Source organism: Micromonospora carbonacea, assembly GCF_014205165.1.
Taxonomy (GTDB): domain Bacteria; phylum Actinomycetota; class Actinomycetes; order Mycobacteriales; family Micromonosporaceae; genus Micromonospora; species Micromonospora carbonacea.
Map to the genome: position 1 here is coordinate 1,441,607 of NZ_JACHMZ010000001.1, position 24,845 is coordinate 1,466,451.

Annotated in this window: 22 protein-coding genes; 9 read left to right on the plus strand and 13 right to left on the minus strand. The window is 75.1% G+C overall.

Annotated features, from left to right (window positions below):
• Positions 1 to 95 precede the first annotated feature (95 nt).
• Positions 96 to 1,163 (minus strand): lipoyl synthase, encoded by a 1,068-nt coding sequence (gene lipA, locus HDA31_RS06555; protein ID WP_178065925.1) that lies wholly within the window; start codon positions 1,161 to 1,163, stop codon positions 96 to 98.
• Between the two features lie 435 nt (positions 1,164 to 1,598).
• Here lipA and aspS point away from each other — a divergent pair, with 435 nt between their 5' ends.
• Positions 1,599 to 2,885, plus strand: coding sequence for an aspartate--tRNA(Asn) ligase (aspS, locus tag HDA31_RS06560; protein ID WP_178065924.1), 1,287 nt, complete (start codon positions 1,599 to 1,601; stop codon positions 2,883 to 2,885).
• A 64-nt stretch (positions 2,886 to 2,949) separates the two neighbouring features.
• On the opposite strand, the gene lipB is transcribed toward aspS, so the two are convergent.
• Both lipB and HDA31_RS06570 read right to left on the minus strand, forming a co-directional pair.
• Entirely contained in the window at positions 2,950 to 3,591 is a 642-nt protein-coding gene (lipB, locus tag HDA31_RS06565; protein WP_178065923.1) for a lipoyl(octanoyl) transferase LipB, read from the minus strand.
• Positions 3,592 to 3,620: 29 nt separating this feature from the next.
• On the minus strand, positions 3,621 to 5,450 hold the full coding sequence (locus tag HDA31_RS06570; RefSeq protein ID WP_178065922.1) for a DUF6311 domain-containing protein: 1,830 nt from the start codon (positions 5,448 to 5,450) through the stop codon (positions 3,621 to 3,623).
• A 198-nt stretch (positions 5,451 to 5,648) separates the two neighbouring features.
• On the opposite strand from HDA31_RS06570, the gene HDA31_RS06575 reads away from it, so the two are divergent.
• A complete protein-coding gene (locus HDA31_RS06575; protein WP_178065921.1) occupies positions 5,649 to 6,890 on the plus strand; it encodes an extracellular catalytic domain type 1 short-chain-length polyhydroxyalkanoate depolymerase in 1,242 nt (413 codons plus the stop codon).
• Positions 6,891 to 6,950: 60 nt separating this feature from the next.
• On the opposite strand, the gene HDA31_RS06580 is transcribed toward HDA31_RS06575, so the two are convergent.
• Complete coding sequence (locus tag HDA31_RS06580) at positions 6,951 to 7,850, minus strand: TIGR01777 family oxidoreductase (protein ID WP_178065920.1); 900 nt, start codon at positions 7,848 to 7,850, stop codon at positions 6,951 to 6,953.
• A 74-nt stretch (positions 7,851 to 7,924) separates the two neighbouring features.
• Positions 7,925 to 8,938: an aldo/keto reductase gene (locus tag HDA31_RS06585; RefSeq protein ID WP_178065919.1), complete on the minus strand. Its 1,014-nt coding sequence runs from the start codon at positions 8,936 to 8,938 to the stop codon at positions 7,925 to 7,927.
• 53 nt (positions 8,939 to 8,991) lie between these two features.
• Here HDA31_RS06585 and HDA31_RS06590 point away from each other — a divergent pair, with 53 nt between their 5' ends.
• From HDA31_RS06590 to HDA31_RS06605, 5 genes are all read left to right on the plus strand, one after another.
• Positions 8,992 to 9,351: a MerR family transcriptional regulator gene (locus tag HDA31_RS06590; RefSeq protein ID WP_178065918.1), complete on the plus strand. Its 360-nt coding sequence runs from the start codon at positions 8,992 to 8,994 to the stop codon at positions 9,349 to 9,351.
• Positions 9,352 to 9,416: 65 nt separating this feature from the next.
• A complete protein-coding gene (locus tag HDA31_RS06595; RefSeq protein WP_178065917.1) occupies positions 9,417 to 9,938 on the plus strand; it encodes a DinB family protein in 522 nt (173 codons plus the stop codon).
• A gap of 116 nt (positions 9,939 to 10,054) precedes the next feature.
• Positions 10,055 to 10,525 carry a helix-turn-helix domain-containing protein gene (locus HDA31_RS06600; RefSeq protein ID WP_178065916.1) on the plus strand — a complete coding sequence of 157 codons (471 nt, stop codon included), beginning with the start codon at positions 10,055 to 10,057 and terminating at the stop codon, positions 10,523 to 10,525.
• 11 nt (positions 10,526 to 10,536) lie between these two features.
• The gene (locus HDA31_RS31985) at positions 10,537 to 10,743 is read left to right on the plus strand and encodes a PIN domain-containing protein (protein ID WP_246384049.1); all 207 of its coding nucleotides are present in this window, start codon (positions 10,537 to 10,539) and stop codon (positions 10,741 to 10,743) included.
• Positions 10,724 to 11,086: a VapC50 family PIN domain-containing toxin gene (locus HDA31_RS06605; protein ID WP_246384046.1), complete on the plus strand. Its 363-nt coding sequence runs from the start codon at positions 10,724 to 10,726 to the stop codon at positions 11,084 to 11,086. The genes HDA31_RS31985 and HDA31_RS06605 overlap by 20 nt, the downstream gene beginning before the upstream one ends.
• A 42-nt stretch (positions 11,087 to 11,128) precedes the next feature.
• On the opposite strand, the gene HDA31_RS06610 is transcribed toward HDA31_RS06605, so the two are convergent.
• From HDA31_RS06610 to lpdA, 4 genes are all read right to left on the minus strand, one after another.
• Entirely contained in the window at positions 11,129 to 12,046 is a 918-nt protein-coding gene (locus tag HDA31_RS06610) for an LLM class flavin-dependent oxidoreductase (protein WP_178065915.1), read from the minus strand.
• Between the two features lie 146 nt (positions 12,047 to 12,192).
• On the minus strand, positions 12,193 to 13,518 hold the full coding sequence (locus tag HDA31_RS06615) for a low temperature requirement protein A (RefSeq protein WP_178065914.1): 1,326 nt from the start codon (positions 13,516 to 13,518) through the stop codon (positions 12,193 to 12,195).
• 137 nt (positions 13,519 to 13,655) lie between these two features.
• Entirely contained in the window at positions 13,656 to 15,473 is a 1,818-nt protein-coding gene (gene sucB / locus HDA31_RS06620) for a 2-oxoglutarate dehydrogenase, E2 component, dihydrolipoamide succinyltransferase (RefSeq protein ID WP_178065913.1), read from the minus strand.
• Between the two features lie 72 nt (positions 15,474 to 15,545).
• On the minus strand, positions 15,546 to 16,937 hold the full coding sequence (gene lpdA / locus HDA31_RS06625; protein ID WP_178065912.1) for a dihydrolipoyl dehydrogenase: 1,392 nt from the start codon (positions 16,935 to 16,937) through the stop codon (positions 15,546 to 15,548).
• Positions 16,938 to 17,115: 178 nt separating this feature from the next.
• Here lpdA and HDA31_RS06630 point away from each other — a divergent pair, with 178 nt between their 5' ends.
• Positions 17,116 to 17,445 carry a hypothetical protein gene (locus tag HDA31_RS06630; RefSeq protein WP_178065911.1) on the plus strand — a complete coding sequence of 110 codons (330 nt, stop codon included), beginning with the start codon at positions 17,116 to 17,118 and terminating at the stop codon, positions 17,443 to 17,445.
• Between the two features lie 95 nt (positions 17,446 to 17,540).
• Here HDA31_RS06630 and HDA31_RS06635 read toward each other — a convergent pair whose 3' ends face one another.
• Positions 17,541 to 19,112, minus strand: coding sequence for a leucyl aminopeptidase (locus HDA31_RS06635; RefSeq protein WP_178065910.1), 1,572 nt, complete (start codon positions 19,110 to 19,112; stop codon positions 17,541 to 17,543).
• Between the two features lie 164 nt (positions 19,113 to 19,276).
• Between HDA31_RS06635 and gcvT the strand changes: the two genes are divergently transcribed.
• Entirely contained in the window at positions 19,277 to 20,407 is a 1,131-nt protein-coding gene (gene gcvT / locus HDA31_RS06640) for a glycine cleavage system aminomethyltransferase GcvT (protein ID WP_178065909.1), read from the plus strand.
• Positions 20,408 to 20,443: 36 nt separating this feature from the next.
• Here gcvT and HDA31_RS06645 read toward each other — a convergent pair whose 3' ends face one another.
• The 3 genes from HDA31_RS06645 to HDA31_RS06655 form a co-directional block, all read right to left on the minus strand.
• Positions 20,444 to 21,730, minus strand: a complete 1,287-nt coding sequence (locus HDA31_RS06645; protein ID WP_178065908.1) for a DUF2314 domain-containing protein — start codon at positions 21,728 to 21,730, stop codon at positions 20,444 to 20,446.
• 65 nt (positions 21,731 to 21,795) lie between these two features.
• Entirely contained in the window at positions 21,796 to 22,587 is a 792-nt protein-coding gene (locus tag HDA31_RS06650; RefSeq protein ID WP_178065907.1) for an adenosylcobinamide-GDP ribazoletransferase, read from the minus strand.
• Positions 22,577 to 24,667, minus strand: a complete 2,091-nt coding sequence (locus HDA31_RS06655) for a bifunctional adenosylcobinamide kinase/adenosylcobinamide-phosphate guanylyltransferase (RefSeq protein ID WP_178065906.1) — start codon at positions 24,665 to 24,667, stop codon at positions 22,577 to 22,579. Before HDA31_RS06655 ends, HDA31_RS06650 begins: the two co-directional genes overlap by 11 nt.
• Positions 24,668 to 24,845: the final 178 nt, after the last annotated feature.

The following is a 24,845-nucleotide window of genomic DNA, read 5'->3' on the forward strand; positions in this document are numbered from 1 at the left end:
CTAAATTCACCACCATCGACGTATCGATGGCAATAGCCGCCCCGTTTGTTGGGACATCATCCGAACAGGTGGATCTAGGGCGCCCGGGGCGTCGCTCAGGCGCGGACGGCCTCGCGGGCGTCGAGGGCCTGCCGGTAGAGCCGGCCCGCCCGGTACGACGAGCGCACCAGCGGCCCGCTCATCACCCCGGCGAAGCCGATCTCCTCGGCCTCCTCGCGCAGCTCCACGAACTCCTCCGGCTTCACCCACCGGGTCACCGGGTGGTGCCGGGGCGACGGGCGCAGGTACTGCGTGATGGTGATCAGCTCGCAGCCGGCGTCGTGCAGGTCCCGCAGCGCCTGCGACACCTCGGCCCGCTCCTCGCCCATGCCGAGGATCAGGTTGCTCTTGGTCACCAGCCCGTCGGCGCGGGCCTGCCGGATCACGTCGAGCGACCGCTCGTAGCGGAACGCCGGCCGGATCCGCTTGAAGATCCTCGGCACCGTCTCGACGTTGTGCGCCAGCACCTCCGGCCGGGAGCCGAACACCTCGGCGAGCTGCTCCGGGACGGCGTTGAAGTCGGGGATCAGCAGCTCGACCCCGCAGCCCGGCTGGAGGGCGTGGATCTGGCGGACCGTCTCCGCGTACAGCCAGGCCCCGCCGTCGGGCAGGTCGTCGCGGGCGACGCCGGTGATCGTGGCGTACCGCAGGCCCATCGACACGACCGACTCGGCGACCCGGCGCGGCTCGTCGGCGTCGAACTCGGCCGGCTTGCCCGTGTCGATCTGGCAGAAGTCACAGCGCCGGGTGCACTGGTCGCCGCCGATGAGGAACGTGGCCTCCCGGTCCTCCCAGCACTCGTAGATGTTGGGGCAGCCGGCCTCCTGGCAGACCGTGTGCAGCCCCTCGCGCGAGACGAGCCCGCGCAGCTGGGTGTACTCCGGCCCCATCTTGGCCTTCACCTTGATCCACGGCGGTTTGCGCTCGATCGGCGTCTCGGCGTTGCGCGCCTCGATGCGCAGCAGGCGTCGCCCCTCGGGGGCGACCGTCGCGGTACGCGAGGCGGGGCTGGTCGTCGGCTGCTCGGTCGTCGTCGGCGTCGTCGACGCGGCGTGCTCGATCGTCACAAAACCGAGCGTACGCCCGACGGCAGCCGTCGATGAACGGGACGCGACGCCCGTCACCTCCCGTTCCCTGTGACCCCGCCCACCGTGACCGTGCAAGGAAGGGCCCCTTGTTAACGCTTCCTGTAGAGGAAGGGCCCCCTCCTAACCACCACCCGGCGGCGGCGAAAACCGCTTCCCCCCGCGCCGCCGGGCCGGTAGCTTGCGGCGCAGAGCTGCGACGGAGCCGAGTAGCGCGCCGCCCCGCCAGTCCAGAGAGCCGCCGAACGCTGCGAGGCGGTCTGGCGACGGCGCGCGAAGACCCTCCCGAGCTGCGGGAAGAACGGCGCGCTGTCCTCCGACACCGCGCCCAGTAGAACCCGCCCGGCTGGCCCCGGTCACCAGGCGACGAACGAGGCCCCGCACGCGGGGGCGAAGGTGTGGTGGCACCGCGAGGACCCGCTCGCCCACACCTCCCGGGGATCGCGTTGCGATTCGATCGAGGAGGTAACCGCCGTGCAACGCATCCTGTCCACCCAGCTCCCCGCCCACGTCGGCGCGACCGTCCGGGTCGCCGGCTGGGTCCACCGCCGCCGGCTGCTCAAGTCGGTGGCGTTCCTGATCGTGCGGGACGCCGCCGGGCTGACCCAGGTGGTCGCCGCCGACCCGGTCGCCCGCGCCGCCGTCGAGCGGCTCACCGAGGAGACCGTCGTCGAGGTCACCGGAACAGTGGTCGCGAACCCGGCGGCCCCCGCCGGGGTCGAGCTGACCCACCCGACGGTACGACCGCTCGGCCCGCCCGCCGCCGCGCCCCCGTTCGACCTGTACCGGCCGGCGCTGGCGGCGACCCTGCCCACCCAGCTCGACCATGCACCCGTCGCCCTACGCCATCCGCGCAGGTCGGCGGCGCTGCGCGTTGCGGCGGCGGCGGTCGCCGGGTTCCGGGCCGCCCTCGACGCCCGCGACTTCGTGGAGATCCACACCCCGAAGGTGGTCGCCTCGTCCACCGAGAGCGGGGCGAATGTCTTCGCGTTGGACTGGTTCGGCCGGCCCGCGTACCTCGCCCAGTCGCCGCAGTTCTACAAGCAGCTCATGGTCGGCGTCTTCGAGCGCGTGTACGAGGTCGGACCGGTGTTCCGGGCCGAGCCGCACGACACCGCCCGGCACCTGGCCCAGTACACCTCCCTCGACGCGGAGCTGGGCTTCGTCGGCGACCACACCGACGTGATGGCCGTGCTGCGGGACACCCTCGCCGGGATGCTGGCGACCGTGGCGGACCGGGCGGGTGCCGCGCTGGGCACGCTGGGCGTGACGGTGCCGCAGGTGCCGGCGAGTATCCCCGCCGTGCACTTCACCGAGGCCCTGGCGATCGCCGGAGCGCCGGCCGACGAGCCGGACCTGGCCCCCGCCCACGAGCGGGCGCTGGGGGAGTGGGCCCGCCGCGAACACGGCAGCGAGTTCGTCTTCGTCACCGGGTACCCGATGGCGAAGCGGCCCTTCTACACCCACCCGGACCCGGCGCGGCCGGCGTACTCGAACGGGTTCGACCTGCTGTTCCGCGGCCTTGAGCTGGTCACGGGCGGGCAGCGCCTGCACCGGCACGACGACTACCTGGCGGCGCTCGCGGCGCGCGGCGAGCCGGTCGAGCCGTACGCCGGGTACGTCGACGCGTTCCGGCACGGCATGCCGCCGCACGGCGGCTTCGCGATCGGCCTGGAACGCTTCGTGGCCCGCCTGGTCGGCGCGGCCAACGTCCGCGAGGTCACGGCCTTTCCCCGCGACCTGCACCGCCTCATCCCCTGACGCGCCCGTCCCGGCGGCCGAGTGTCCAGCGCTGAGCCGAAGGCCACGCCACGCCACGCCACGCCTAGAGCGTGACCAGGGTGGGCAGGCGGCGCTCCACCACCGGCAGCACGTCGGCCACGGTGACCGGGCGGCCCAGCTCCGCGGTGAGTGAGGTGACCCCGGCGTCGCGGATGCCGCAGGGCACGATCCGGTCGAAGTAGGCCAGGTCGCAGTCGCAGTTGATTGAGAAGCCGTGCTGGGTGACCCCGCGGGCGACCCGGATGCCGATGGCGGCGACCTTGCGGGCGGGGCCCCGGTCGTCCTCGGGCACCCAGACGCCGCTGCGCCCCGCGACCCGGTCGGCGGCGAGGCCGAACTCGGCGCAGACGTCGATCAGCAGCTGCTCGGTGCGGCGCACGTACGCGACGACGTCCACCGGGTCGGGCAGCTTCACGATCGGGTAGCCGACCAGCTGCCCCGGGCCGTGCCAGGTGATCTTGCCGCCGCGGTCCACGTCGACGACGGGGGTGCCGTCCAGCGGCCGGTCCCACGGCTCGGTGCGCTTGCCGGCCGTGTAGACGCTCGGGTGCTCCAGCAGCAGCACCGTGTCGCCGCGCTCGCCGGCCACCACCGCCTCGTGCAGCCGGCGCTGCTCGTCCCACGCGGCCTGGTAGTCGAGCACCCCTGCACGGACGGCGGTCAGCCCCGGAATCGTCGCGGTCACGCCCACCAGCCTAGTCCCGCACCCGCCGGTCAGGCCGGTGGCACCCGCCACAGCCACACGTCGTCGACGCGCTGCGGCGGGCCGAGCAGGGCGGTGGCGGTGCGGCGCAGCGCGTCCTCGTCGAGGTCGTACTTCGCGCCCTCCACCCGGTCGGCGAGGACCACCACCTCGACCCCCCAGTACCGCAGGTCGGCCAGGGACAGCCGGATGCTGCCCTCGGTGACGATCGGGACGAGCCCCGTGCGGCCGGCCTGGTCCATCAGCGTGTCGAAGGTGCGCGGCGGCGGCCCGATCCGGCCCCGGCCGTCCGGGCCGCCGGGGCCGAGGAAGAACCCCGCCGGGAGGCGGAACTCGCCCTGCCGGTGGGCGAGCGCGTACGCCTGCCAGCGCTGCCCGTCCGGGGTCACGTCGAGGGTCAGCGGCAGCGGGGTGAGCGTCCCGCCCGGGGAGACGTACTCCTTCCAGGTGCCGGCGGTGATGAACGCCGGCACCGGCTCGCGGACCCTGGTCAGCAGCGGCGTGGGCAGCAGCGGCAGCAGCGCCGCCACGAGGCCGAGCCCCCAGGCGGCCCGCGCGGCCCGGCGGCGCGGCGGGTCGGCCCGCAGCCGGTCGACGGTGTACGCCAGCAGCACCCCGATCACCGGGGCCACGATCAGGGCCAGCCGGGCCGGCAGGGCGGCGTTGACCACCGGCAGGTCGTCCAGCAGGAGGAACGGCAGCGGGGTGTCGGTGTGCCGGCCGGCCCACTTGGCCCGGGGCCCCCAGGACAGCACGGTGAACACGACGGCGGTGCCGCCGAGGGCGGCGAGGGTGGCCCGCAGGGCCCGGTCCCGCCGCCACAGCCAGCCGAGGCAGACCGCGGCGAGCAGCAGCAGCGGCACCCCGAAGAAGGAGTTCTCCTCGGTCGGGTTGGGCGCGAGCGAGGTGCCCAGCCCCGCCTCGCCGGCGAGGGACCGGCGCGGGTACGCCGCGTACGCGGCGATGTCCTCGGCGTGGATGACCGGGTCGAAGCCGGTGCCGTGGAAGCGCTGCGGCCCGGCGAAGTGCAGCCACAGCGGGTACGCCAGCAGCACCCCGGCGGTCAGCGCCGTCACGCCCAGCCCGCGCGCGAAGGCGGGCAGCGCCGCGCGGGCCCGCGCCCGCCGCTCGGGGTGCAGCGCCCAGACCGGCAGGAACACGCCGAGCGCGAGGGCGGTGAAGAACAGCCCCTCGGCGGCGATGGAGAAGGCGACCGCCACGGCGACGCCGAGCACGACCCCGTTGCGCAGCCAGCGCGCCGGCTCGCGCAGCGCGAACACCCGCCACAGCAGCAGCGGCACCAGCCACCCGGCGGTCCAGTTCAGGTGGGCGTTGGCGTGCGACACCATCCCCGGGGAGAACGCCACGAACAGCGCGCCGACGCCCGCCGCGAGCCGGCTGCGCACGAGCTGCCGGGACAGCAGCAGGTACCAGGCCAGCGCGGTGGCGGCGAGGTTGAGGGTCAGGATCACCAGGAACGTCGCGGGCGGCCCGATCAGGTACGTCAGCGGCGCGAACACGGCGGCGTACACGGTGATCGAGGTGTTGACCGCGAGGTTCACCCCGTCGGGGACGTTGAGCAGGGTCGTGAAGAGCGGGTTCTCGCCGTGCGTCAGCGCGTGCGCGCCGAAGGCGAGCAGCCACTCGAACAGCGCCTGGTCGCTGGAGTTGACGGTGATCACCCGCTGGTCGGGGCCCAGCCACAGCCCGCTGGTGACCCAACCGGCGAGGGCCAGCGCGGCCACCGCGAACAGGGCGTCGGCGCGCCGGTCGCGGCGGCGGCCGGGGGCGACGGCGGGGGCGGGGGGAGATCCGGCGGCCGGGGGCGGGGAGGACGGCACGCAGCGGACGTTACCAACCGGACCCGGGCACGCCGGGGCGACACGGGCGCGTCGGGCCCGCCGCCGGGCCGCCGGGTGGCGCACACGTCGACGGCGGCGAATGTGTGACCGGCGACCATGTCGGCGCGAGGAAACGCGGACGTAACCTCGCGGCAACTCGGAAGTGACTCAGTTCACAATCCGCGACAGGAGGTCGCCGTGCGCCGCTCCACCATCTCGCTCACCCGGCTCGCCGGGGCGGTCGCCGGGGCCGCGCTCGCCGCGGCGGCCCTGGTCGCCGTCGTCGCCGCGCCCGCCCGGGCCGCCACCCTCACCCAGGTCACCGGCTTCGGCACCAACCCCGGAAACCTCGCCATGTACGCCTACCGGCCCGACGGCCTCCCGGCGAACGCGCCCGCCGTCGTCCTGCTGCACGGCTGCACCCAGAACGCCGCCGGCTACGTCGCCAACTCCGGCTGGCAGAAGTACGCCGACCAGTGGAAGTTCGCCCTGATCGTGCCCCAGCAGTCCACCGCCAACCAGGCGCTGACCTGCTTCAACTGGTTCACCGAGGGCGACATCGCCCGCGGCCGGGGCGAGGCGGCGTCGATCGCGCAGATGGTCGGGTACGCGAAGACCACGTACGGCCTCGACGGCAGCCGCATCGCCATCAGCGGGCTGTCGGCGGGCGGGGCGATGGTCTCGGTCATGCTCGCCACCTACCCCGAGCTGTTCGCCGCCGGATCGGTCGTCGCCGGCGTGCCCTACCGCTGCTCCCCGCCCGCGTCCACCAGCATCTGCCAGTACAGCGGGGTCGACAAGGCCCCCGCCGCGTGGGGCGACCTGGTCCGGGCCGCGTACCCCGGCTACGCCGGCCGCCGGCCCCGGGTGGCCATCTGGCACGGCACCGCCGACAGCACCGTCGTGCCGGCCAACGCCGTCGAGTCGCGCGACCAGTGGACCGACGTGCTCGGCGTCGGGCAGACCCCCACCGGCACGGCGTCGCTGCCCGCCGGCACCAGCCTCGAGGTGTACGGCGACGACGCCGTCCGCCTCTACCGGGTCGCCGGGATGGGCCACGGCACCCCCGTCGACCCCGGCGCCGGCGCCGACCAGTGCGGCACCGCGGCGGCGTACTTCCTCGACACGATCTGCTCGACGTACCGCGACGCGCTCTTCTTCGGCCTCGACGGCGGCGGCGCGTCGCCCAGCCCGACCCCGACGGCCACCGCGTCGCCCACCCCCACCCCGACGGCCTCGCCGACCGCCTCGCCCACCCCGACCGCGTCGCCCACGTGCGTCACGGCCAGCAACTACGCCCACGTCGCCGCCGGGCGCGCCTACCAGTCCGGGGGCTACGCGTACGCCCTCGGCAGCAATCAGCGGATGGGCCTCTACAACGTCTTCTACACGTCCACGCTGAAGCAGACCGCCCCCGGCTACTGGGTGCTCGGCTGCTGACCCGCTTGATTGCAGGGGCCCCCTGCTATGCAGAAAGCGTTAACAGGGGGCCCTTCCTTCTCAGTCGTTGAGGGCGGCGTGCAGGGCGCTCGGCAGGTCCGGGTGGTGGTACGCGAAGCCGGCCCGGGTCAGCACGGCGGGCAGCACCCGGGCGCTGGTGAGCGCCTCCTGGGCGAAGCCGCCCAGGGCCACCTTCAGGGCCAGCGCCGGGATCGGCACGACCGCCGGGCGGTGCACCTGGCGGGCCAGCTCCCGGGTGAACTCGGCGTTCGTGACCGGGGCGGGGCCGACGACGTTGACCGCCCCGGCCACGTCGTCGCGGTCCAGCAGGAACCGCGCCGCGCGCAGCCAGTCGGCCATCGAGATCCACGGCAGCCACTGCCGGCCGCTGCCCAGCCTCCCGGCGATGCCCAGCCTGAACGGCAGCAGCTGCGGCTTGAGCAGCCCACCGTCGCGGTGCAGCGGCAGCCCGGTGCGCAGCCGGACGACCCGCACCCCGGCGTCCTCGGCGGGACGGGTGGCCGCCTCCCAGACGCGGCACACGTCGGCGAGGAAGCCCTCGCCCGCCGGGGCGTCCTCCTCGACCACCCGGTCGCCCGTGTTGCCGTACCAGCCGACGGCCGAGGCGTTCAGCAGCACCGGCGGCCGGTCGGCGGCGGGCAGGCCCGCGATCGTGATGGCCAGCGTGGTGGTCGAGTCGACCCGGCTGGACCTGATCAGCCTCTTGTACGCGTCGTTCCACCGCTTGTCGCCGACGCCCGCGCCGGCCAGGTTGACCACGGCGTCGGCGTCGGCGACCACCGCCGGGTCGAGCTGCGCGGCGGTCGGGTTCCACTGCCGCTCGTCGCCGGTGCGCGCCGGCCGCCGGACCAGGCGGGTCACCCGGTGGCCGTCCGCGGTGAGGTGGTCGGCCAGCCGGGTGCCCAGGAAGCCGGACGCGCCGGCCAGGAGGATCCGCATGCCCCCATCTTCGGTCACGGGCGGGCGGTTGGATGCGGTGAGCGGGATGAAGGAGCCCGCTCAGCTCCTGACACTCAGCCCCCGACGCCGGCCGGGCGCAGGTCGGCCAGGAGACGCTCCACCTCCGCGAACGCGTCGGCCGGCAGCGGGCCGAGGGCGAGCGTGGCGAAGTTCTCCTCCGCCTGGGCCACCGTGCGGCAGCCGGGGATCGGCAGCGTCCGGTCGCTGCGGGCCAGCAGCCACCCCAGCGCGCCCTGCGCGAGCGTACGGCCGTCGGCCGTCAGCGCCTGGCGCACCTCGGCGACCCGGGCCGCCCACTGCGGCGTCGGCCGGCCGTCGGTGAACCACGCCAGCCACTCCGGGGCCTTCCCGCGCACGTCGTCGCCGCCCAGCGCCGCCTGACTGCCCTGGTAGCGGCCGGTGAGCAGGCCCATCGCGAGCGGCCCCCGGTTGAGGCTCGCCTGGTCCAGCTCGGCGCAGACGGCGAACATCGCCGCGTTGTCCTTCAGCACCGACTGGTCGTGCTGGATTGCCGCGCAGTGCGCGCCCGCCTCGGCGAACGCCCGCGCCGAGGCCGGGTTGTCGGTGCTCCACCCGTACGCCCGGATCTTGCCCTGGGCGACGAGGCCCTCCAGGGTGTCGACGAGGTCGAGCGCGGCGGGCACCGGCAGGTCGTTGAGGTGCAGCTGGTAGAGGTCGACGTGGTCGGTGCCGAGCCGGCGCAGCGACCCCTCCAGGCTCTCCACCGCGTAGCCGGGGGAGGCGTCCGCGCCGGTGGCCAGCCGGGTCGCCTCCTCGGAGCGGTTGCCGAACTTGGTGGCGATCACCACCTCGTCCCGGCGACCCGCGAGGGCCCGGCCGAGGACCCGCTCGCTGTGCCCGGCGCCGTAGTTGCTTGCCGTGTCGAACAGCGTCACCCCCAGGTCGAGGGCCCGGTGCACGGTGCGGATCGACTCGTCGTCGTCGACCTCGCCCCACCCGTACGGCTGCCCGTCGTCGCCCCAGAGCGGCCCGCCGATCGCCCAGCACCCCATGCCGATGGCGCTGACCTCGATCCCGCTGCGGCCCAGTGTCCGTGTCGTCGTCATGCGCCCAGTTTTCTACCTGGAGCGCGCTCCAGGTCAAGCGCTACTGTGCGTCGGTGACCGGATACGCCCCCTCGGAAGCCGCCCGCCGCAGCGGGTTCAGCCTCGACACCCTGCGTTACTACGAGAAGATCGGCCTGCTCAGCGGCGTCGGCCGCACCTCGGCCGGGCGTCGGGTGTTCACCGACGAGGACCTGGGCTGGCTGACGCTGTTCCGCTGCCTGCGCGACACGGGCATGCCGATCGCCGAGATGTGCCGGTACGCCGAGCTGGCCCGCGCCGGCGACCACACGACCGGGCAGCGCCGGGCGCTGTTGGTGCGGCACGCGGACCGGGTCGAGGAGCAGATGCGTCTGCTCCAGCGCCAGTACGACCACCTGCGCGAGAAGATCGACTACTACGACACCCTGGGCTGAGTGGGCGCCGGCCGCGCCGCGTTATCCGGTCGACCGCCCCGGTGACTGGTGGCAGGATGCCCCGGATGTCGGCATCCCGTGGTGACCTGGTCCGGTGGCAGTTCGACCTGACCTGGGCCCTCTTCGAATACCACCTCGAACGGCTGGAGCCGGCCGACTTCCTCTGGGAGCCGGCCGCGCACTGCTGGACCGTGCGGCCCGGCCCGGCCGGCAGGTGGGTCCCGGACTGGGCGCAGACGGAGCCCGAGCCGACGCCGGTGCCCACGATCGCCTGGCTCACCTGGCACATCGGGTGGTGGTGGTCGGCGGCGGGGGAGCACCTCCAGGGGCGGCCCGTGCCCCCGCACACCGAGGTCGCCTGGCCGGGTGCCGGCGCGGCGACGGTCGAGTGGCTGCGCGACCTGCGGCGGCAGTGGCTCGGGCACCTCGACCGGCTCGCCGACGCCGACCTCGACCGGGTGGCCGCGTACCCGTGGCCGGCCGACGCCGGGCACACCGTCGCCCACCTGCTCGGCTGGGTCAACGCCGAGCTGATGAAGAACGTCGCCGAGATCGGGCAGCTCCGGCTGCTGCGAGCAGGCGCATGAACTGGGGCGTCGGCATGTCCAGGGTCTCGCCGCGCTTGCCGCGCTGGCCGCCGCGACGATCGCGCCGGGTTTCCTGATGTCGTTGCGGATTTTTCGATTAGCGATACGCTCGCAGTATGAGCAGCGCCCTCCGCGAGCGTACGGTCCTACCCCCCGAAGACCCCGCCAACCTGGCTCGATTTGTGCAGGAGCTGCGGAGCGCGGGCAATCGCGCACGGGCCCGGCTGGTGGGTCCCGACGGCTCCGAGATCGAAATTCCGGAGGAGTTGTACGGCGTGCTCCGGGACGTCGTGACGGCCCTGTCCGAAGGGCTGGCCATCTCCATCGCGCCGCACAACACCATGCTGACGACGCAGGAGGCGGCGGATCTGCTCAACATCTCCCGGCCGACCCTGGTTCGGCTGCTCTCCGACGGCGAGATTCCCCACACGATGCGAGGACGTCACCGTCGAGTCATGTTGCGGGACATCCTCGACTATCAGGAGCGCACCCGTCAGGAACGGCGGCAGACGCTCGACCGGATGACGGTTGAGGCCGAGGAAGACGGGCTGTACGACCTCACGTCCACTCCGCGAAACACGAGATGAGGGCGGCCTGAGTGGCGTTCTCAGCACTTCTCGACACCTGCGTGCTCTACCCGGCGCATTTGTGTGACACCCTGCTGCGGCTCGCCGAGGTGGCCGCCTACCGGCCGCTCTGGTCGGAGGGAATCCTGACGGAGCTTCGGCGCAACCTCGTCGAACGGGGGATCCCGGAGGAACGGGTCGATCGCCGGGGTGACCCAGATGCGGGAGGCGTTCCCTGACGCCATGGTCGGCGGTTACGAGTCGCTCATCGACGGAATGACCAACGATCCCAAGGACCGGCATGTGCTGGCAGCGGCTGTCCGAGCGAACGCCGAGGTCCTCGTGACGTTCAACATCGCCGACTTTCCGGAACCGGCGCTCAAGCCGTACGACGTCCTGGCGGTGCATCCGGACGATTTCCTGCTTGATCAGCTGGATCTCTATCCTGCCCAGACCCTGGACGTCCTCCATCGGCAGGCCCACGTATACCGGAGAGAGCCGACCACCGTGCCGGGCCTGCTCGTGTTGCTCGGTCGCACGGGGGTGCCGCAGTTCGCGGCCGAGGTCCGCAGGCACCTCTGAGGTCGACGGGCAGGCGTGATCACGGCGTTGGCGTGCACAGCGTCAGGGGGCGAGGCGGCGCAGGACCGGGGTGAGCGGGTCGAGGGCGTCGGCGCGTACCACGAAGCGGGTGACGCCCCAGCGGCGCGCGTGCCCGGCGACCGCCGCGACGATCTCGTCCTCGGTGCCGATCAGCACGAACGGCGTGGCCAGCAGCTCCGGGCCGGTCAGGCCGACGGTGGCCGCGCGCTGCGCCGCGACGGCCTCCGCGTCGTCGGTCACCGCGACCGTCTGCACCAGCGCCTCCAGCGCCGGTGGCCGCGCCCGGCCCGTCGCGCCCTCGGCGACGCGGGCGAGCTGCGCCTCGATCTGGTCGGCCCGCCACCGGGCCTCGTGCCGGTGGCCGTCGTCGAGGGTACGGCCGAAGCCGGCCAGCCCCACGACGTCGGCGTGCGCGCCGGCCCAGCGCAGCAGCGTCGAGTTGGACGTGCCGACGGTCAGCGGCACGCGCCCCTGGACCGGCCGGGGCGACTCCAGCCGGGCGGCGCGCACGGCCAGCTCGGGGGAGTCCACGGTCACCTCCTCCCCGTCGAGCAGGGCGCGCACCGCCCCGGCGGCGGCGACGCAGCGGCGCACCCGGCCGGCGACGTCGGGGCGGTCCCGGCCGACCGCGTGCCACTCGGCCGGGGTGTGGCCGGCCCCGACGCCGAGGCGGGCCCGCCCGCCGGAGACGACGTCCAGGGTGGCCACGGCGGTGGCGAGCAGCATCGGCTCGCGGACGCCGAGGTTCGACACGTACGAGCCGAGGCCGATGGTCTCGGTGACCGAGGCGGCGGCGGCCAGCGCGACGAACGGGTCGCCGCACGAGCCGGGGTGGTCGGCGGCGAGCAGCGCGTCGAAGCCGGCGGCCTCGGCCCGGCGGGCGAGGTCGAGCCAGCCCGCCGCGTCGGTCGGGGTGGACTGGAGCGAGAAGGTGGCCATCGCCCCAGCGTCCGGCACCGGCGACCGGCGGGCAACGCGCCGGGGGCCGATTCTGCCGACCGGCGAATCCGCCGAGCGCTGAACCCGCACCGGCCGGCCCACACTCCCCCCGGGGCCGGCGCGCGGCCCGTCACTCCGCGGTCCCGTCACTCCTCGTCCGGGCCGCCGTCGTGCCAGCGTTGCCGCCACTGCGCCTCCCGCGCCTCGTGGGCGGTCCGCTCGGCGAAGACCGCCTCGCGCAGCGCGTACCGGGAGTCGGCCATCGTCACCACCTCCACCGCCACCAGGCCGACGCAGACGCCGGTGAGCAGGATGATCGCGGCCAGCGCCGGCATCCGGCCGGCGACCGGCACCAGGGCCACGATCAGCAGGACCGTGCCGACGCGGGCCCAGGTGAGGGTGCGCAGCGTACGGAGCTGGAAGAGGATGTCGCCGGACAGGTAGCAGGCCACCCCGCCGTAGAGCAGCGGGATCCCCGGGCGGTGCAGCGACTCATCCAGGGGCAGGTGCGGCTGGCCGAGCAGGTTCAGGATCTCCTCCGCCCCGAGGGAGAACAGGATCAGCCCCGTGATCATCGGCAGGAAGAGGTAGGCGTACGCGTCGCGGGCCAGCCCCACCCGGGTCCGGCCCCGAGCGGCGTGCAGGGCGATGCGGGCCGCCGGGCCGACCACGTCGAAGTGCAGCCACCACAGCGTCGCGGCCAGGACGATGCCGATGCCGGCGGCGGTGATCGCCTGCCAGTTGATCGGCCGACCGGCCAGGTTGGTGCCGACGCCCACGGAGATCACCGACTCGCCGAGCGCGATCATCAGGATCAGGTCGTACCGTTCGGTCCAGTGCTCGGCCGAGGTCACCCCGCCGCCCCCGGTGCCGGCCAGCAGCCCGGTGGCGTACTGGGAGACGACCACGACGGCCCAGAGCCCGTCGCGGACCAGCGCGGCGTCGCCGGGGTCGGCCAGGTGGGCGGGGACGAGGGCGGCGGCGAGCAGCAGCATGGTGCTGAGCACCAGCTCCGGCGCGAGCTTCATCAGGTGCCGGCTCTCCACCGGCTGGGTCCGCATGACGTGCCAGTAGACCCACAGGTGGACGACCCGGATGACCAGGTAGCTCACCGCGACCGTGAGCGGGCCGGCCAGCCCCTGCCCGTGTGCGGCGATCGTCTGCGGCACGGCCAGGGCGAACGCGAACACCGCGGCCATCCCGACCACCATGACCACCGGCACGAAGCCCTCGCCGAGGCGGACCCGGGTGGCGACGATGCTGTGGATGACCCAGACCCACCAGAGGACCGCCAGCACGAGGAAACCGTGCAGCAGGGTGTGGCCGGTGATGGCGGTGGCCGTGGCCCGCACGATGGCGAAGAACGAGAAGACGAAGACCAGGTCGAAGAAGACCTCGAACCGGTCCACCCGGGCGCCGGGCGCGATCGCCACGGCGGGCCCGAGGCTGCCCCGCCGCCGCTCACCGCGCACCCGTCCACTCTCGCAGCGTCCGCCGGGTGGGCGGGCGGATTCGGCGCAGCCGCTCCCGGGCCGGCGGGATCCACCGGTACGCCGACGGGCGCCCCGGTCGAGGTGACCGGAGCGCCCGTCGGAGGGGACAGCGGTGGTTACAGGCCCAGCTCGGCCTCGAAGTTGCCGCCCTCCAGCCGCTCCTTGACCGCGACGAGGAAGCGGGCCGCGTCGGCGCCGTCGATGAGTCGGTGGTCGTACGACATGGCCAGGTAGACCATCGAGCGGACCGCGACGACCTCGCCCAGCTCCGGGTCGTTGACCACGACGGGGCGCTTCACCACGGCGCCCGTGCCGAGCATCGCCGACTGCGGCGACGGCACGATCGGGGTGTCGAACAGCGCCCCCCGGCTGCCGGTGTTGGTCAGCGTGAACGTGGCCCCGGCGATCTCGTCCGGGCTGATCTTGTTGGTGCGGGTGCGCTCGGCCAGGTCGGCGATCCGCTTCGCCAGGCCGCCCAGGTTGAGGTCGCCCGCCCCGTGGATCACCGGCACCATGAGGCCGCGCTCGGTGTCCACCGCGATGCCGAGGTTCTCGGCGTCCGGGTAGGTGATCGTCCCGGCGTCGAGGTCCATGCTGGCGTTGACGATCGGGAACGTCTGGAGCGCCTCGACCGCCGCGAGGGCGAAGAACGGCAGGAACGACAGCTTCACGCCGTGCCGGGCCAGGAACGAGTCCTTGGCGCGGGCCCGCAGCTTGGCGACCTTGGTGACGTCCACCTCGACGACCGTGGTGAGCTGCGCCATCTCGTGCAGCGACTGCTGCATCCGCTTGGCGATCGTCGCCCGGATCCGGGGCAGCTTCTCGGTGGTGCCGCGCTTCGCGCTCGGCTGCGGCTTCGCGGCCGGCTTCGCCGGTGCCGCCGCGGCGGCGGGCTGCGCCGCCGGTGCCGGCGCCGCCTTCGCCGCCTTGGCCTTCTCGGCGGCCTCCAGGACGTCCTGCTTGCGGATGCGGCCACCCACGCCGGTGCCCTTGACCGAGGCGAGCTCGACGCCGTGCTCGGCGGCGAGCTTGCGGACCAGCGGGGTCACGTAACCGGCGGCCTCCTCGCCGCCGCCCTGGGCGGGCGCGCTCGGGCGGGCCGGGGTGGCGGTCGGCGCGGGCGGCTGCGCCTGCTGCTCGGCCTGGGCCGGCTTGGCGGCGGTCTCGGCCTCGGCCGCCGGCTCGTTGTAGGACGAACCCGGGGTCGGCTCCTCGGCCTTGGCGGCCGGGGCGGCCTCGGCCTTCGGCTCCGGCGCGGGCTCGGCCTTGGGCTCCGGCTTCGGCTCGGCCTTCGGCTGGGCCGGGGCGGCGCCGGCCGCGCCGACGACCGCCAGGTCGGCCCCGACGGCGGCGGTCTCGTCCTCGGCGACCTTGATCTCCAGCAGCGTGCCGGCGACCGGGGACGGGATCTCCGTGTCGACCTTGTCGGTGGAGACCTCCAGCAGGGGCTCGTCGACCTCGACGGTGTCGCCGACCTGCTTGAGCCAGCGGGTGACGGTGCCCTCGGTGACGCTCTCGCCCAGGGCGGGCATCTTCACCGGGGTGCCCTCGCCCGCCGGGGCCGGGGCGGCCTCGGCGGCCGGCGGCTCCTCGGCGGCCGGCTGCTCCGCCTCGGCCTGCGGCTCGGCGGCGGCCTCGGCAGCCTCCTCGGCCGGCTCCTCCTGCGGCGCGGCTCCGCCACCACCGGCGGACTCGCCCTCGCCGGCGATGACGGCCAGCTCGCTGCCCACCTCGGCGGTCTCGTCCTCGCCCACCACGATCCGGCTCAGCACGCCCGCCGCCGGGGACGGGATCTCCGTGTCGACCTTGTCCGTCGAGACCTCGAGCAGCGGCTCGTCGACCTCGACGGTGTCACCCTCCTGCTTGAGCCAGCGGGTGACGGTGCCCTCGGTGACGCTCTCGCCGAGCCGAGGCATGGTGACCGATACCGGCATCTTCTAAGACTCCTTCTTCCCCTGGTGCGATCTCGCCCGTCTGCCGCCGGACGCCGCGGAATGAGTTCTCGATCAGGCGTGCGCGTGCAGCGGCTTGCCGGCGAGGGCGAGGTGCGCCTCGCCCAGGGCCTCGTTCTGGGTCGGGTGGGCGTGCACGAGCTGCGCCACCTCGGCCGGGTACGCCTCCCAGTTGTAGATGAGCTGCGCCTCGCCGACCAGCTCGCCGACCCGCGCGCCGACCATGTGCACGCCGACGACGGGGCCGTCCTCGACCCGGACCAGCTTGATGAAGCCGGCGGTCTTGAGGATCTGGCTCTTGCCGTTGCCGCCCAGGTTGTAGTTGTACGTCTTGATCTTGTCGGCGCCGTACTGCTCCTTGGCCTTCGCCTCGGTGAGGCCGACCGACGCCAGCTCGGGGTCGCAGTAGGTGACCCGGGGGATGCCGGCCTCGTCGATCACGGCCGGGTTCTGGCCGGCGATCTCCTCGGCGACGAAGATGCCCTGCTGGAAGCCCCGGTGGGCGAGCTGGAGGCCGGGCACGATGTCGCCGACCGCGTAGACGTTCGGCACGCCGGTGCGCAGCCGCTCGTCGGTCAGCACGTACCCGCGGTCCATCCGGACGCCCTGCTCCTCGTAGCCGAGGTCGGCGGTGTTCGGGCCGCGGCCCACGGCGACCAGCAGCAGCTCGGCCTCGACGGTCTCGCCGCCGGCGATGGTGACCTTGACGCCGTTGTCGGTCTTCTCGACCTTCTCGAACGGCTTGCCCACCTTGAAGTTGATCTTCCGCTTGCGGAACGCCCGCTCCAGCGCCTTCGACGACTCCTCGTCCTCGGCGGCGACCAGCCGGGGCAGCGCCTCGACGATCGTCACGTCCACGCCGAAGGACTTCCACACGCTGGCGAACTCGACGCCGATCACGCCGCCGCCCAGCACGATCGCCGAGGACGGGACCCGGTCCAGGACGAGCGCGTGGTCGCTGGTGATGATCCGCTCGCCGTCGACCTCCAGGCCGGGCAGGCTCTTCGCGTACGAGCCGGAGGCCAGCACGACGTTGCGGCCGGTGTACCGCTTGCCGTCGACCTCGACGGCGTTCGGGGCGACCAGCCGGCCGTGGCCCTCGACGATGGTGATCGCCTTGTTGCCCTTGAGCATCCCCTGGAGGCCCTTGTAGAGGCGGGAGATCACGCCGTCCTTGTAGGCGTTGACGCCGGCCATGTCGATGCCGACCAGCTCGGCCTTCACGCCGAACTGCTCCGACTCCCGGGTGGAGTCGGCGATCTCGGCGGCGTGCAGCAGGGCCTTCGTCGGGATGCACCCGTTGTGCAGGCAGGTCCCGCCGAGCTTGCCCTTCTCGACCAGCGCCACGGTCAGGCCCAGCTGGACGGCGCGCAGGGCGGTCGCGTAGCCGCCGCTGCCACCTCCGAGGATGACGATGTCGAAGGTCGCTTCGTTCGGCTCGCTCACGTCCAACTCCCAGTTCGCGTCACTGCATCGGGGGTCACGGCAGGGGTGGCACGGACAGACCCCACCTCGGTCATCTTGTCACCACCGCGTACCGGGCGCGTAGTGAGGTGCCCAACGACACGTCCCCGACACGTACGCTTGGCACCGGTTTCGATCGCGGATGTGGGGGAGACGGGCGGTGGCGCTGTTCCGACGACGCAAGAAGGCGCGCCCGGCGGGGTCCGACCGCGCGCCCGACCGCGCCGATCTCGACCACCTTGCGAACTTCGTCCGCACCCGGCGGGGGGTCGAGGCGTTCATCGAGCCCCGCACCACCGTCACCGAGACCACGGTGATCCTCATCGCCGACGACGGGGAGTGGACCCGCCGGCGCGTCGACGGCCCCGAGGGGGCCCGCCGGTTCGCCCACAAGCTGGCCATCCCGATCTACGACGTGCGGCTCATGGGCTACCCGCAGCGGATGCGGGACTACAACGAGCGCCGCAAGCGCCGCCCCGAGCTGTACTGAGCCGCCGCCCCGAGCTGCGCTGAGCCGCCGCTCCGGCCCTGTGCCGCGCGGCGGAGGGCCCCCACCGGGCGGGGGGACCCTTCCGCGCGACCGCGTCAGCCGTTGGCGGCGACGTCCTCCACCAGGTGCACGAGGGTACGCACCGGAACCCCCGTGCCGCCCTTGGTCCAGTAGCCGGTCGCCTCACCCGAGTGGTAGCTGGGGCCGGCGATGTCGAGGTGCGCCCAGGCCACGTCGTCGGTGACGAACTCGCGCAGGAACACCCCGCCCTGCAACATGTGCCCCGCCCGGTCCATCCCGGCGTTGACCTGGGAGATGTCGGCGACGTCGGACTCCATGCCCTTGCGCACCTCGTCGGGCAGCGGCATCGGCCAGGCCGGCTCGCCGACCGCGTCGCCGGCCGCCCGGACCCGCTCGCACAGCTCCGGGGTGCCCATCACGCCCGAGATCCGCTTGCCCAGCGAGACCACCTGCCCGCCGGTGAGGGTGGAGACCTCGAACAGGTAGTCGGCGCCGTCCTCGCAGGCCCGCGCCATGGCGTCGCCCAGGACCATCCGGCCCTCGGCGTCGGTGTTGAGCACCTCCACCTTCTTGCCGTTGTACATGGTGATCACGTCGCCCGGCCGGTAGCTCGTGCCCGACGGCATGTTCTCGGCCATCGGCAGGTAGCCCGTCACCGTCACCGCCGGCTTCAGCGCGGCGATCGCCAGCATGGCCGCGCCGACCGCCGCCGCGCCGCCCATGTCGGACTTCATCTCCCACATGCCCTGCGCCGGCTTGATCGAGATGCCGCCGGTGTCGAAGGTGATGCCCTTGCCGACCAGCGCCACCCGCTTGCCGCTGCTCCCGCCCTCGGGCGTGTAGGTGAGCTTGACCAGGCGCGGCGGGGCCTCCGAGCCCTGCCCGACGGCCAGGATGCCGCCGTAGCCGCCGGCCGCCAGGGCCGCCTCGTCGAGCACCTCGACGGCGAGCCCGGCCGCGCGGGCCGCCTCGGCCACCGCGTCGGCGAACCCCGGCGGGCGCAGCAGGTTCGGGGCCATGTTGACCCAGTCGCGGGTCAGCCGGACCGCGCCCGCCACCGCGTGCGCCCGCTCGATCTCGGCGCGGGCGCCCGCGTCGCCGGCCTCCGGCACCGCGACCAGCACCTCGGCGACCGGCTCCCGCCGGGCCGGCTGCGGGCGGGTCTTGTACCCGGCGAACCGGTAGCCGCCGAGCAGCGCCCCCTCGGCCACCGCGCGCAGCGCGTCGGCGGCGTCGGCGTCGTCGGGCAGCGGCAGGCTCAGCGCCACCCGGCGCGCCCCCGCCAGGGCCCGGACGGCCGAGCCGGCGGCCCGGCGCAGCGTCTCCGGCGCGGGGGCGGCCCCCGTCGGCTCGGGGCCGAGGCCGACCGCCGCGACCACCGGGGCGGTGACGGTGCCCAGCGTGGCCAGCTTGATCACCTCGCCCGGCGCCCCGGTCGCGCCGAGCAGCGCCAGCGTCTCGGTGAGCTTGCCGTCGAAGGCGGCGGCGATGCTCTCGGCGCCGCTGGCGAGCAGCAGCGCCCCGGCGGGGCCGCCGGCGGCGTCCTGCTCACCGGTCTGGCTGTGCAGGCCGATCACGATCGCGTCGACGGCGAGCTCGGCGGGGTCTGTGTCGACCAGGCTGAGGGTGGTGCTGGGCGATGTCACTGAAGCTACTCCGGGCGGGCCGGGCCGGCCGCGTCGTCGCGTACCGGCGGTGAAGGTCTCCGGCGGCAACCTACCCGCCGGACGGTGGGCTGTCCCGCCGAACACCGCCGACGGGGGTCCCGCCGATGCTAACCAGCCGTTCAGCCCCCGGTAAGTTGCCACCCATGACCGACGCGACCTCCGCCGCCGCCGCGACCCGGCTGCGCCGTTCCCCGCTGCACGAGCGGCACACCGCCCTCGGCGCCAAGTTCGCCCCCTTCGGTGGCTGGGAGATGCCCCTGGAGTACGCCGGCGGCGGGGTGCTCCGGGAGCACGCGGCGGTCCGCACCGGGGTCGGCGTGTTCGACGTGTCGCACCTGGGCAAGGCGCGGGTCACCGGCCCCGGCGCGGCCGGCTTCGTCAACGCCTGCCTCAGCAACGACCTCGGCCGGATCGGCCCCGGCCAGGCGCAGTACACCCTGTGCTGCGACGACGCCACCGGCGGCGTGGTGGACGACATCATCGCCTACCTGCACGCCGACGACCACGTCTTCCTCGTCCCGAACGCCGCGAACACCGCCGAGGTGGTGCGCCGGCTGCGCGCCGCCGCGCCCGAGCACGTCGTCGTCGACGACGAGCACGCCGGACACGCCGTCCTGGCGGTGCAGGGCCCGCGCTCGGCCGAGCTGCTCGCCGCGCTGGGCCTGCCCACCGACCACGACTACATGAGCTTCCGCACCGCCACCCTCGCCGACGCCGAGCTGACCGTCTGCCGCACCGGCTACACCGGCGAGCTGGGCTACGAGCTGGTGGTGCCGGCCGGGCACGCCGTCGCCGTCTGGGACGCGCTGACCGCCGCCGGCGCGGCGTACGAGCTGCGGGCCTGCGGGCTGGCCGCGCGGGACACCCTGCGCACCGAGATGGGCTACCCGCTGCACGGGCAGGACCTGTCGCCGGAGATCACCCCCGTGCAGGCCCGCTCCGGCTGGGCCGTCGGCTGGGACAAGCCGGCGTTCTGGGGCCGCGACGCGCTGCGCGCCGAGAGGGCCGCCGGTCCCGCGCGTGCGCTGCGCGGCCTGGTCGCCGTCGACCGGGCGATCCCGCGCCCCGGCATGAAGCTCTACGTCGGCGACGCCTGCGTCGGCACGGTCACCAGCGGCACCTTCAGCCCGACGCGCAAGCAGGGCATCGCCCTGGCCCTGCTCGACACGGCCGCCGGCCTCGCCGACGGCGACCGGGTGGACGTCGACATCCGGGGCCGCCGCGCCGCCCTGACCCTCACCCGCCCCCCGTTCGTGACCCCCTCGGTGCGCTGAGCGCCGGGCGGGGCCCGGCCGGCGGCGGGGTGACCGTCAGGCCGGGGCCTCGCCCGCGTCGAGGACGGCCTGGGTCCAGCCGCCCTCGACGACGCCCGTCGCGCCCAGCACGGCCCAGTCGACGACGTCCGCCGCCTCGACCACCACGGGCGCGCCGATGCGCACCGCCGGGTCGGTGCCGGCGTCGCTGGCGCTCGCCCCGACGATCCGCTCCGGGGCGTCCCACGACGTCACGCCCGCCCAGACGTACTCGGGGCCCTCGTCGCCCGGCAGGCCGTACTTGACCACGAGCTGCGACTCCGCCGGCAGCCGGCCCGCCAGGAACCGGGCCCGCACGTCGTCCAGGCCGGCCCGGGCGGTGGCGATCGCCTGGCTCATGGCGTCGCCGGGTCGGGCGTAGCGCACGTCCGGCGCGATGCCGTCGAACAGCGTGGCGCAGGCCGCCGCGAAGTAGCGCCCGTCCGGGCCCGGGTGCCCCGGCGGCGGGCGCAGGCTCAGGAACGAGTCGGCGTCCGGGTCGGTGGCCGGGTCCAGCTCCAGCCGCAGCAGCACCGGCGCGGTCGCCCCGTGCTGCTCCGGGTTGCCGTAGGCGACCGCGATGTCGTGCCCGGTGACCGTGGCCAGCACCGGGAGCTGCACGAACGCCGGCACCTCGTCGCCGGCCAGCCCGTCGGTCCAGGCCCGCAGCAGCCGGCGGGCGGCCCCGGTGAGCACCGCGCCCCAGGCCCGGGTGAGGTGGTCGGGCACCCCCTGGGTCTGCAACTCCAGCAGCCCGAAGCGGCGCAGCCCCTTCGTGGTGAACCACAGCCCCTCGGCGTCGGAGGAGTAGGGCACCAGCACCCAGTCGACCAGCCGGATCCGCCCCTGCTCGTCCGGCAGCGACCGCAGCGCCGTGGCCGGGTCGAGGAACTGAAGGCCGAAGACGTCCACCACGTCCCCGCCCGCGCTCTCGGCGACGGCGGCGGCGACCGCCCGCGCCGCCCACTCGTGCGCGGGCGGCCAGCCCGGCCGGTACTCCGCCTGCACCACCACCAGGTGGGTGGCCGCGGCGAGCCGGTCGAGCTGCGCCTGGCCCGCCCCGAACGCGGTCAGCAGGTCCGGCGGCAGCGCCGGGAACTCGGCGACCGGCCGGGTGTCCACGCTCATCAGCGGGCTGTCCAGCATCTGCGTCGCCAGCCCGTGCACCGGCTCGGCGAGCCGACCGGCCAGCGCCCGCACGGCCGTCTTCACACCGACCTTCGGCAGGCCCACCATCGGCACCAGGTAGGTGGCGGTGAGCGACTCGGGGACCGGGACGGGCAGGAAGTCGTCGGTGATGAGCATGTGGTCCCCTGTCTGCCCCGGGCCGGCCTGTCGCCCGAAACGCTACCCGCCCCGGCGCGTCCGGATCAGCGGGTCGCCGCCAGCCCCAGGTAGACCAGCGTGGTCACCACCTCCACGGTCGCGCCGAGCACGTCGCCGGTGATGCCGCCGAGGCGGCGTACCAGGTGGCGCAGCAGCAGCACCGCGACGGCGAGCGCGGCGAGCACGGCGACCGGCCCCTGCCACGGGCGGCCCGGCACGGCGGCGACCGCGACGGCCGCGACGGCGGCCACGCCGACCCCTGCCGCAACCGGGCCGACGGTGCCCGCGACCAGCGCGCCCAGCCCGTCGGGCCGGGCCGCCGGCACGCCGCGCCGGCAGGCCAGGGTGACCCCGAGCCGCCCGGCCGCCGTCGCCGCCACCACGCCCGCGAGCGCCGCCGGCCACGACCGGGCCGCCAGCTCCGCGAGGACCGCGGCCTGCGTCAGGAGTACGACCACCAGCGCGGCCACCCCGAACGGCCCCACGTCCGGCTTCTTCATGATCTCCAGCGCGGCGGTGCCCCGCCGGTACGACCCCAGCGCGTCGACGGTGTCGGCGAGCCCGTCCAGGTGCAGCCCCCGGGTGAGCAGCGCGCCCGCCCCGAGGGTCACCGCCGCGGCGACCAGCGGCGCAGCGACGGCCCCGACGAGCAGCAGCACCCCGGCCAGCGCCGCCCCGAGCAGGGCGCCGACCGCCGGGGCGGACGCCATCGCGACGCCCGCCGTGGCGCGGTCGACCCGGCCGGCGCGCACCGGCCAGACGGTGAACGTGGTCAGCGCCAGCCGCAGGCCGTCGCCGACGCGCCCCCCGCCGCCCGGGTGGGGGTCAGTCGGCACGCCGCCCGGCCGGATCCGGCTCCGGCCCGGCCGGCTCGGCGGCCCCGGCGGACGCGGTGGTCCCCGTGGACGCGGTGGTGCCCGTGGGCGCGGTGGTGGCCGGGCCCGGGCCGGCCGGCTCCGGCTCGACGAACTCCGCGCCGCCGTCGTCGCCGTCCGTGCCACGGTCGTCGTCGTCGGCGCCGCCCGTACCGTCGCCGTCGTCGCCCGCACCGTCGTCGCCCGCACCGTCGTCGCCCGCACCGTCGTCGCCCGTGCCTGCGGCAGCCGCCTCGTCCGCCACGGTCGCGGCGTCGTCCGGGCCCGGCCGCGCGGGCAGCGCGGCGGCCAGCGACAGCACCGAGCGCAGCAGCGGCAGCGCGGTCAACGCGTTCGCCCCCTCGCCGAGGTCGAGCCGCAGGTCCAGCAGGGGATCGAGGCCCAGCACGTCGGCGGCGAGCCGGACCGCCGGGTGGCCGCCGTGGTCGGCCAGCAGGCACCAGTGCCGGGCCTGCCCGGCCAGGTCCCGGCTGACCATGCCGGCCGCCAGGCCGACCGGGCCGTCCAGCAGCACCGGCAGCCGGCGGGCGGTCGCGCCGAGCAGCACGCCGGTCGCCACCGCGATGTCCCCGCCGCCCAGCTCGGCCAGCACGTCCTTGGCGTCGCGGGGCGAGCGCCGGGTGCGGTGCAGCGCGTCCCGGACCGCCGCACAGCGCCGCATCCACGCCGCGTCGTCGATCTCGCCGCCCGCCGTCACCACCCGGCCGAGCACCGCCGGTGGCTCCGCGCCGGCCGTCGCCGCGAGCACCGCCGCCGCGGCGGCGTCCGTGCCGGCTCCGCACGCCGCCAGCACCAGCAGCCGTACGCCCGCCTCGGCGGCCTCCTCGGCCAGCCGCCAGCCGTACCGCAGGGCCTGCTCGACCTGCTCGTGGTCCAGGGCCGGCAGGCGCTCGATGGGCTCGGACGCCGGCGTCTCGACGACCTGGAGGCTCGCGCCGTTCTCGGCGGCCAGCCGGGCCAGCACGCCCTGCCCGGCGCGGGCCTGCGCCGCCCGCCGGGCCGACTCCCCGGGCGGGGCGCCGGCGGCGGCCCCACCGGCGTGGTCGCCGTGCAGCAGCAGCACCCGCACGCTGTCCCAGGGCTTCGGCGTCGGCGTGCCCTGGGTGGCCGCGGCGAAGCCGACCACCCGCTCCAGCACGCCCAGCCCGGCCCCGGGCACGTCCAGGGTGGCCAGCCGCTCGACGGCCTGCGGCCCGGTGTACTCGTCGGGCATCGGCAGCTCCATGCCGGGCTGGATGACCAGGCCCGTGGCGACCACCGGCAGCGCCATCGTCGGCGCGGCCCAGGGCGCGCCGGCCGGCTCCGGTGCCGCGGTCGGGGTCAGCACCTGCGGCAGCGCCGCGCGGTCGTCGTGCCCACCGCCGGCCGCCGCCGTAGCCGTCGCCTGGGCGGCCGCCCCCTGCGCGGCCGTCGCCTGGGCGGCCGTCGTCGCGGCCGGAGCCGGGACCGCCGCCTGTGGGGCGGGGACCGCCCCGGCCTCGCCGCCCGGCGCGGCGGGGGCCTTGAGCCAGCACGCCTGGCCGGCGACCACCAGCACCACCGCGTCGCAGGCGTCGGCCACCGCCCGGTTGGCCGCGCCGAGCGCGTCGACGAACGCCCGCCCCAACGGGGTGGTCGGCACCAGCGACAGCCCCACCTCGGGACTGACCAGCACCAACCGCGCCGGGCAGGCCCGCACCGCGTCGGCCAGCTCGGCGATGGTCGCCGTGTCGTCCGCCGGCTGGTGGGCCGGGTCGAGCAGCACGGTCACCCAGCCGCCGAGGTCGTCGACGAGCAGCGTCTCGTTCGGCCCGGCCGACGCGACGACGTCGGCCAGCCGGCGCGGGTCGTCGGCGGTCTCCTCGGTGGTCCACGACCCCGGCCGCCGGGCGCGATGCGCCTCCAGGCGGGCCGCCCACTCGGCGTCGGTCGGGTCACCGGCAGCCGAGGTCGCCACGTAGCGGACCGTGGGCGCCTCGGCGACCAGGGACTCCGCGAACTCGGACTTGCCGGAGCGGATCCCGCCGAGCACCAGGACCGTGTTCCACCCGTCAACGGACATGCCCCGTACCTTAAGGCCGCCGCGGCCCGCGCCGCCGGTCGGCCCGCGCCGGTGACCACGGTTCGGGCGGACGGGGCGGGGGCCCCGGGCGGCCCCGCCACTGCCGGCGGCCCGGCCGGCGGGGTCGCCGGGTGGAGCGCCGGGTGGAGCGGCGGGCCGTCCGGCACGGGGCCGACTA

Coding starts and splice junctions, on each gene's coding strand:
- HDA31_RS06580 (WP_178065920.1), bottom strand. CDS start 7,850: ATGCGGATCCTCCTGGCCGGCGCGTCCGGCTTCCTGGGCACCCGGCTG.
- HDA31_RS06585 (WP_178065919.1), bottom strand. CDS start 8,938: ATGACGACGACACGGACACTGGGCCGCAGCGGGATCGAGGTCAGCGCC.
- HDA31_RS06595 (WP_178065917.1), top strand. CDS start 9,417: ATGTCGGCATCCCGTGGTGACCTGGTCCGGTGGCAGTTCGACCTGACC.
- HDA31_RS06600 (WP_178065916.1), top strand. CDS start 10,055: ATGAGCAGCGCCCTCCGCGAGCGTACGGTCCTACCCCCCGAAGACCCC.
- HDA31_RS06605 (WP_246384046.1), top strand. CDS start 10,724: ATGCGGGAGGCGTTCCCTGACGCCATGGTCGGCGGTTACGAGTCGCTC.
- HDA31_RS06610 (WP_178065915.1), bottom strand. CDS start 12,046: ATGGCCACCTTCTCGCTCCAGTCCACCCCGACCGACGCGGCGGGCTGG.
- sucB (WP_178065913.1), bottom strand. CDS start 15,473: ATGCCGGTATCGGTCACCATGCCTCGGCTCGGCGAGAGCGTCACCGAG.
- gcvT (WP_178065909.1), top strand. CDS start 19,277: ATGACCGACGCGACCTCCGCCGCCGCCGCGACCCGGCTGCGCCGTTCC.
- HDA31_RS06645 (WP_178065908.1), bottom strand. CDS start 21,730: ATGCTCATCACCGACGACTTCCTGCCCGTCCCGGTCCCCGAGTCGCTC.
- HDA31_RS06655 (WP_178065906.1), bottom strand. CDS start 24,667: ATGTCCGTTGACGGGTGGAACACGGTCCTGGTGCTCGGCGGGATCCGC.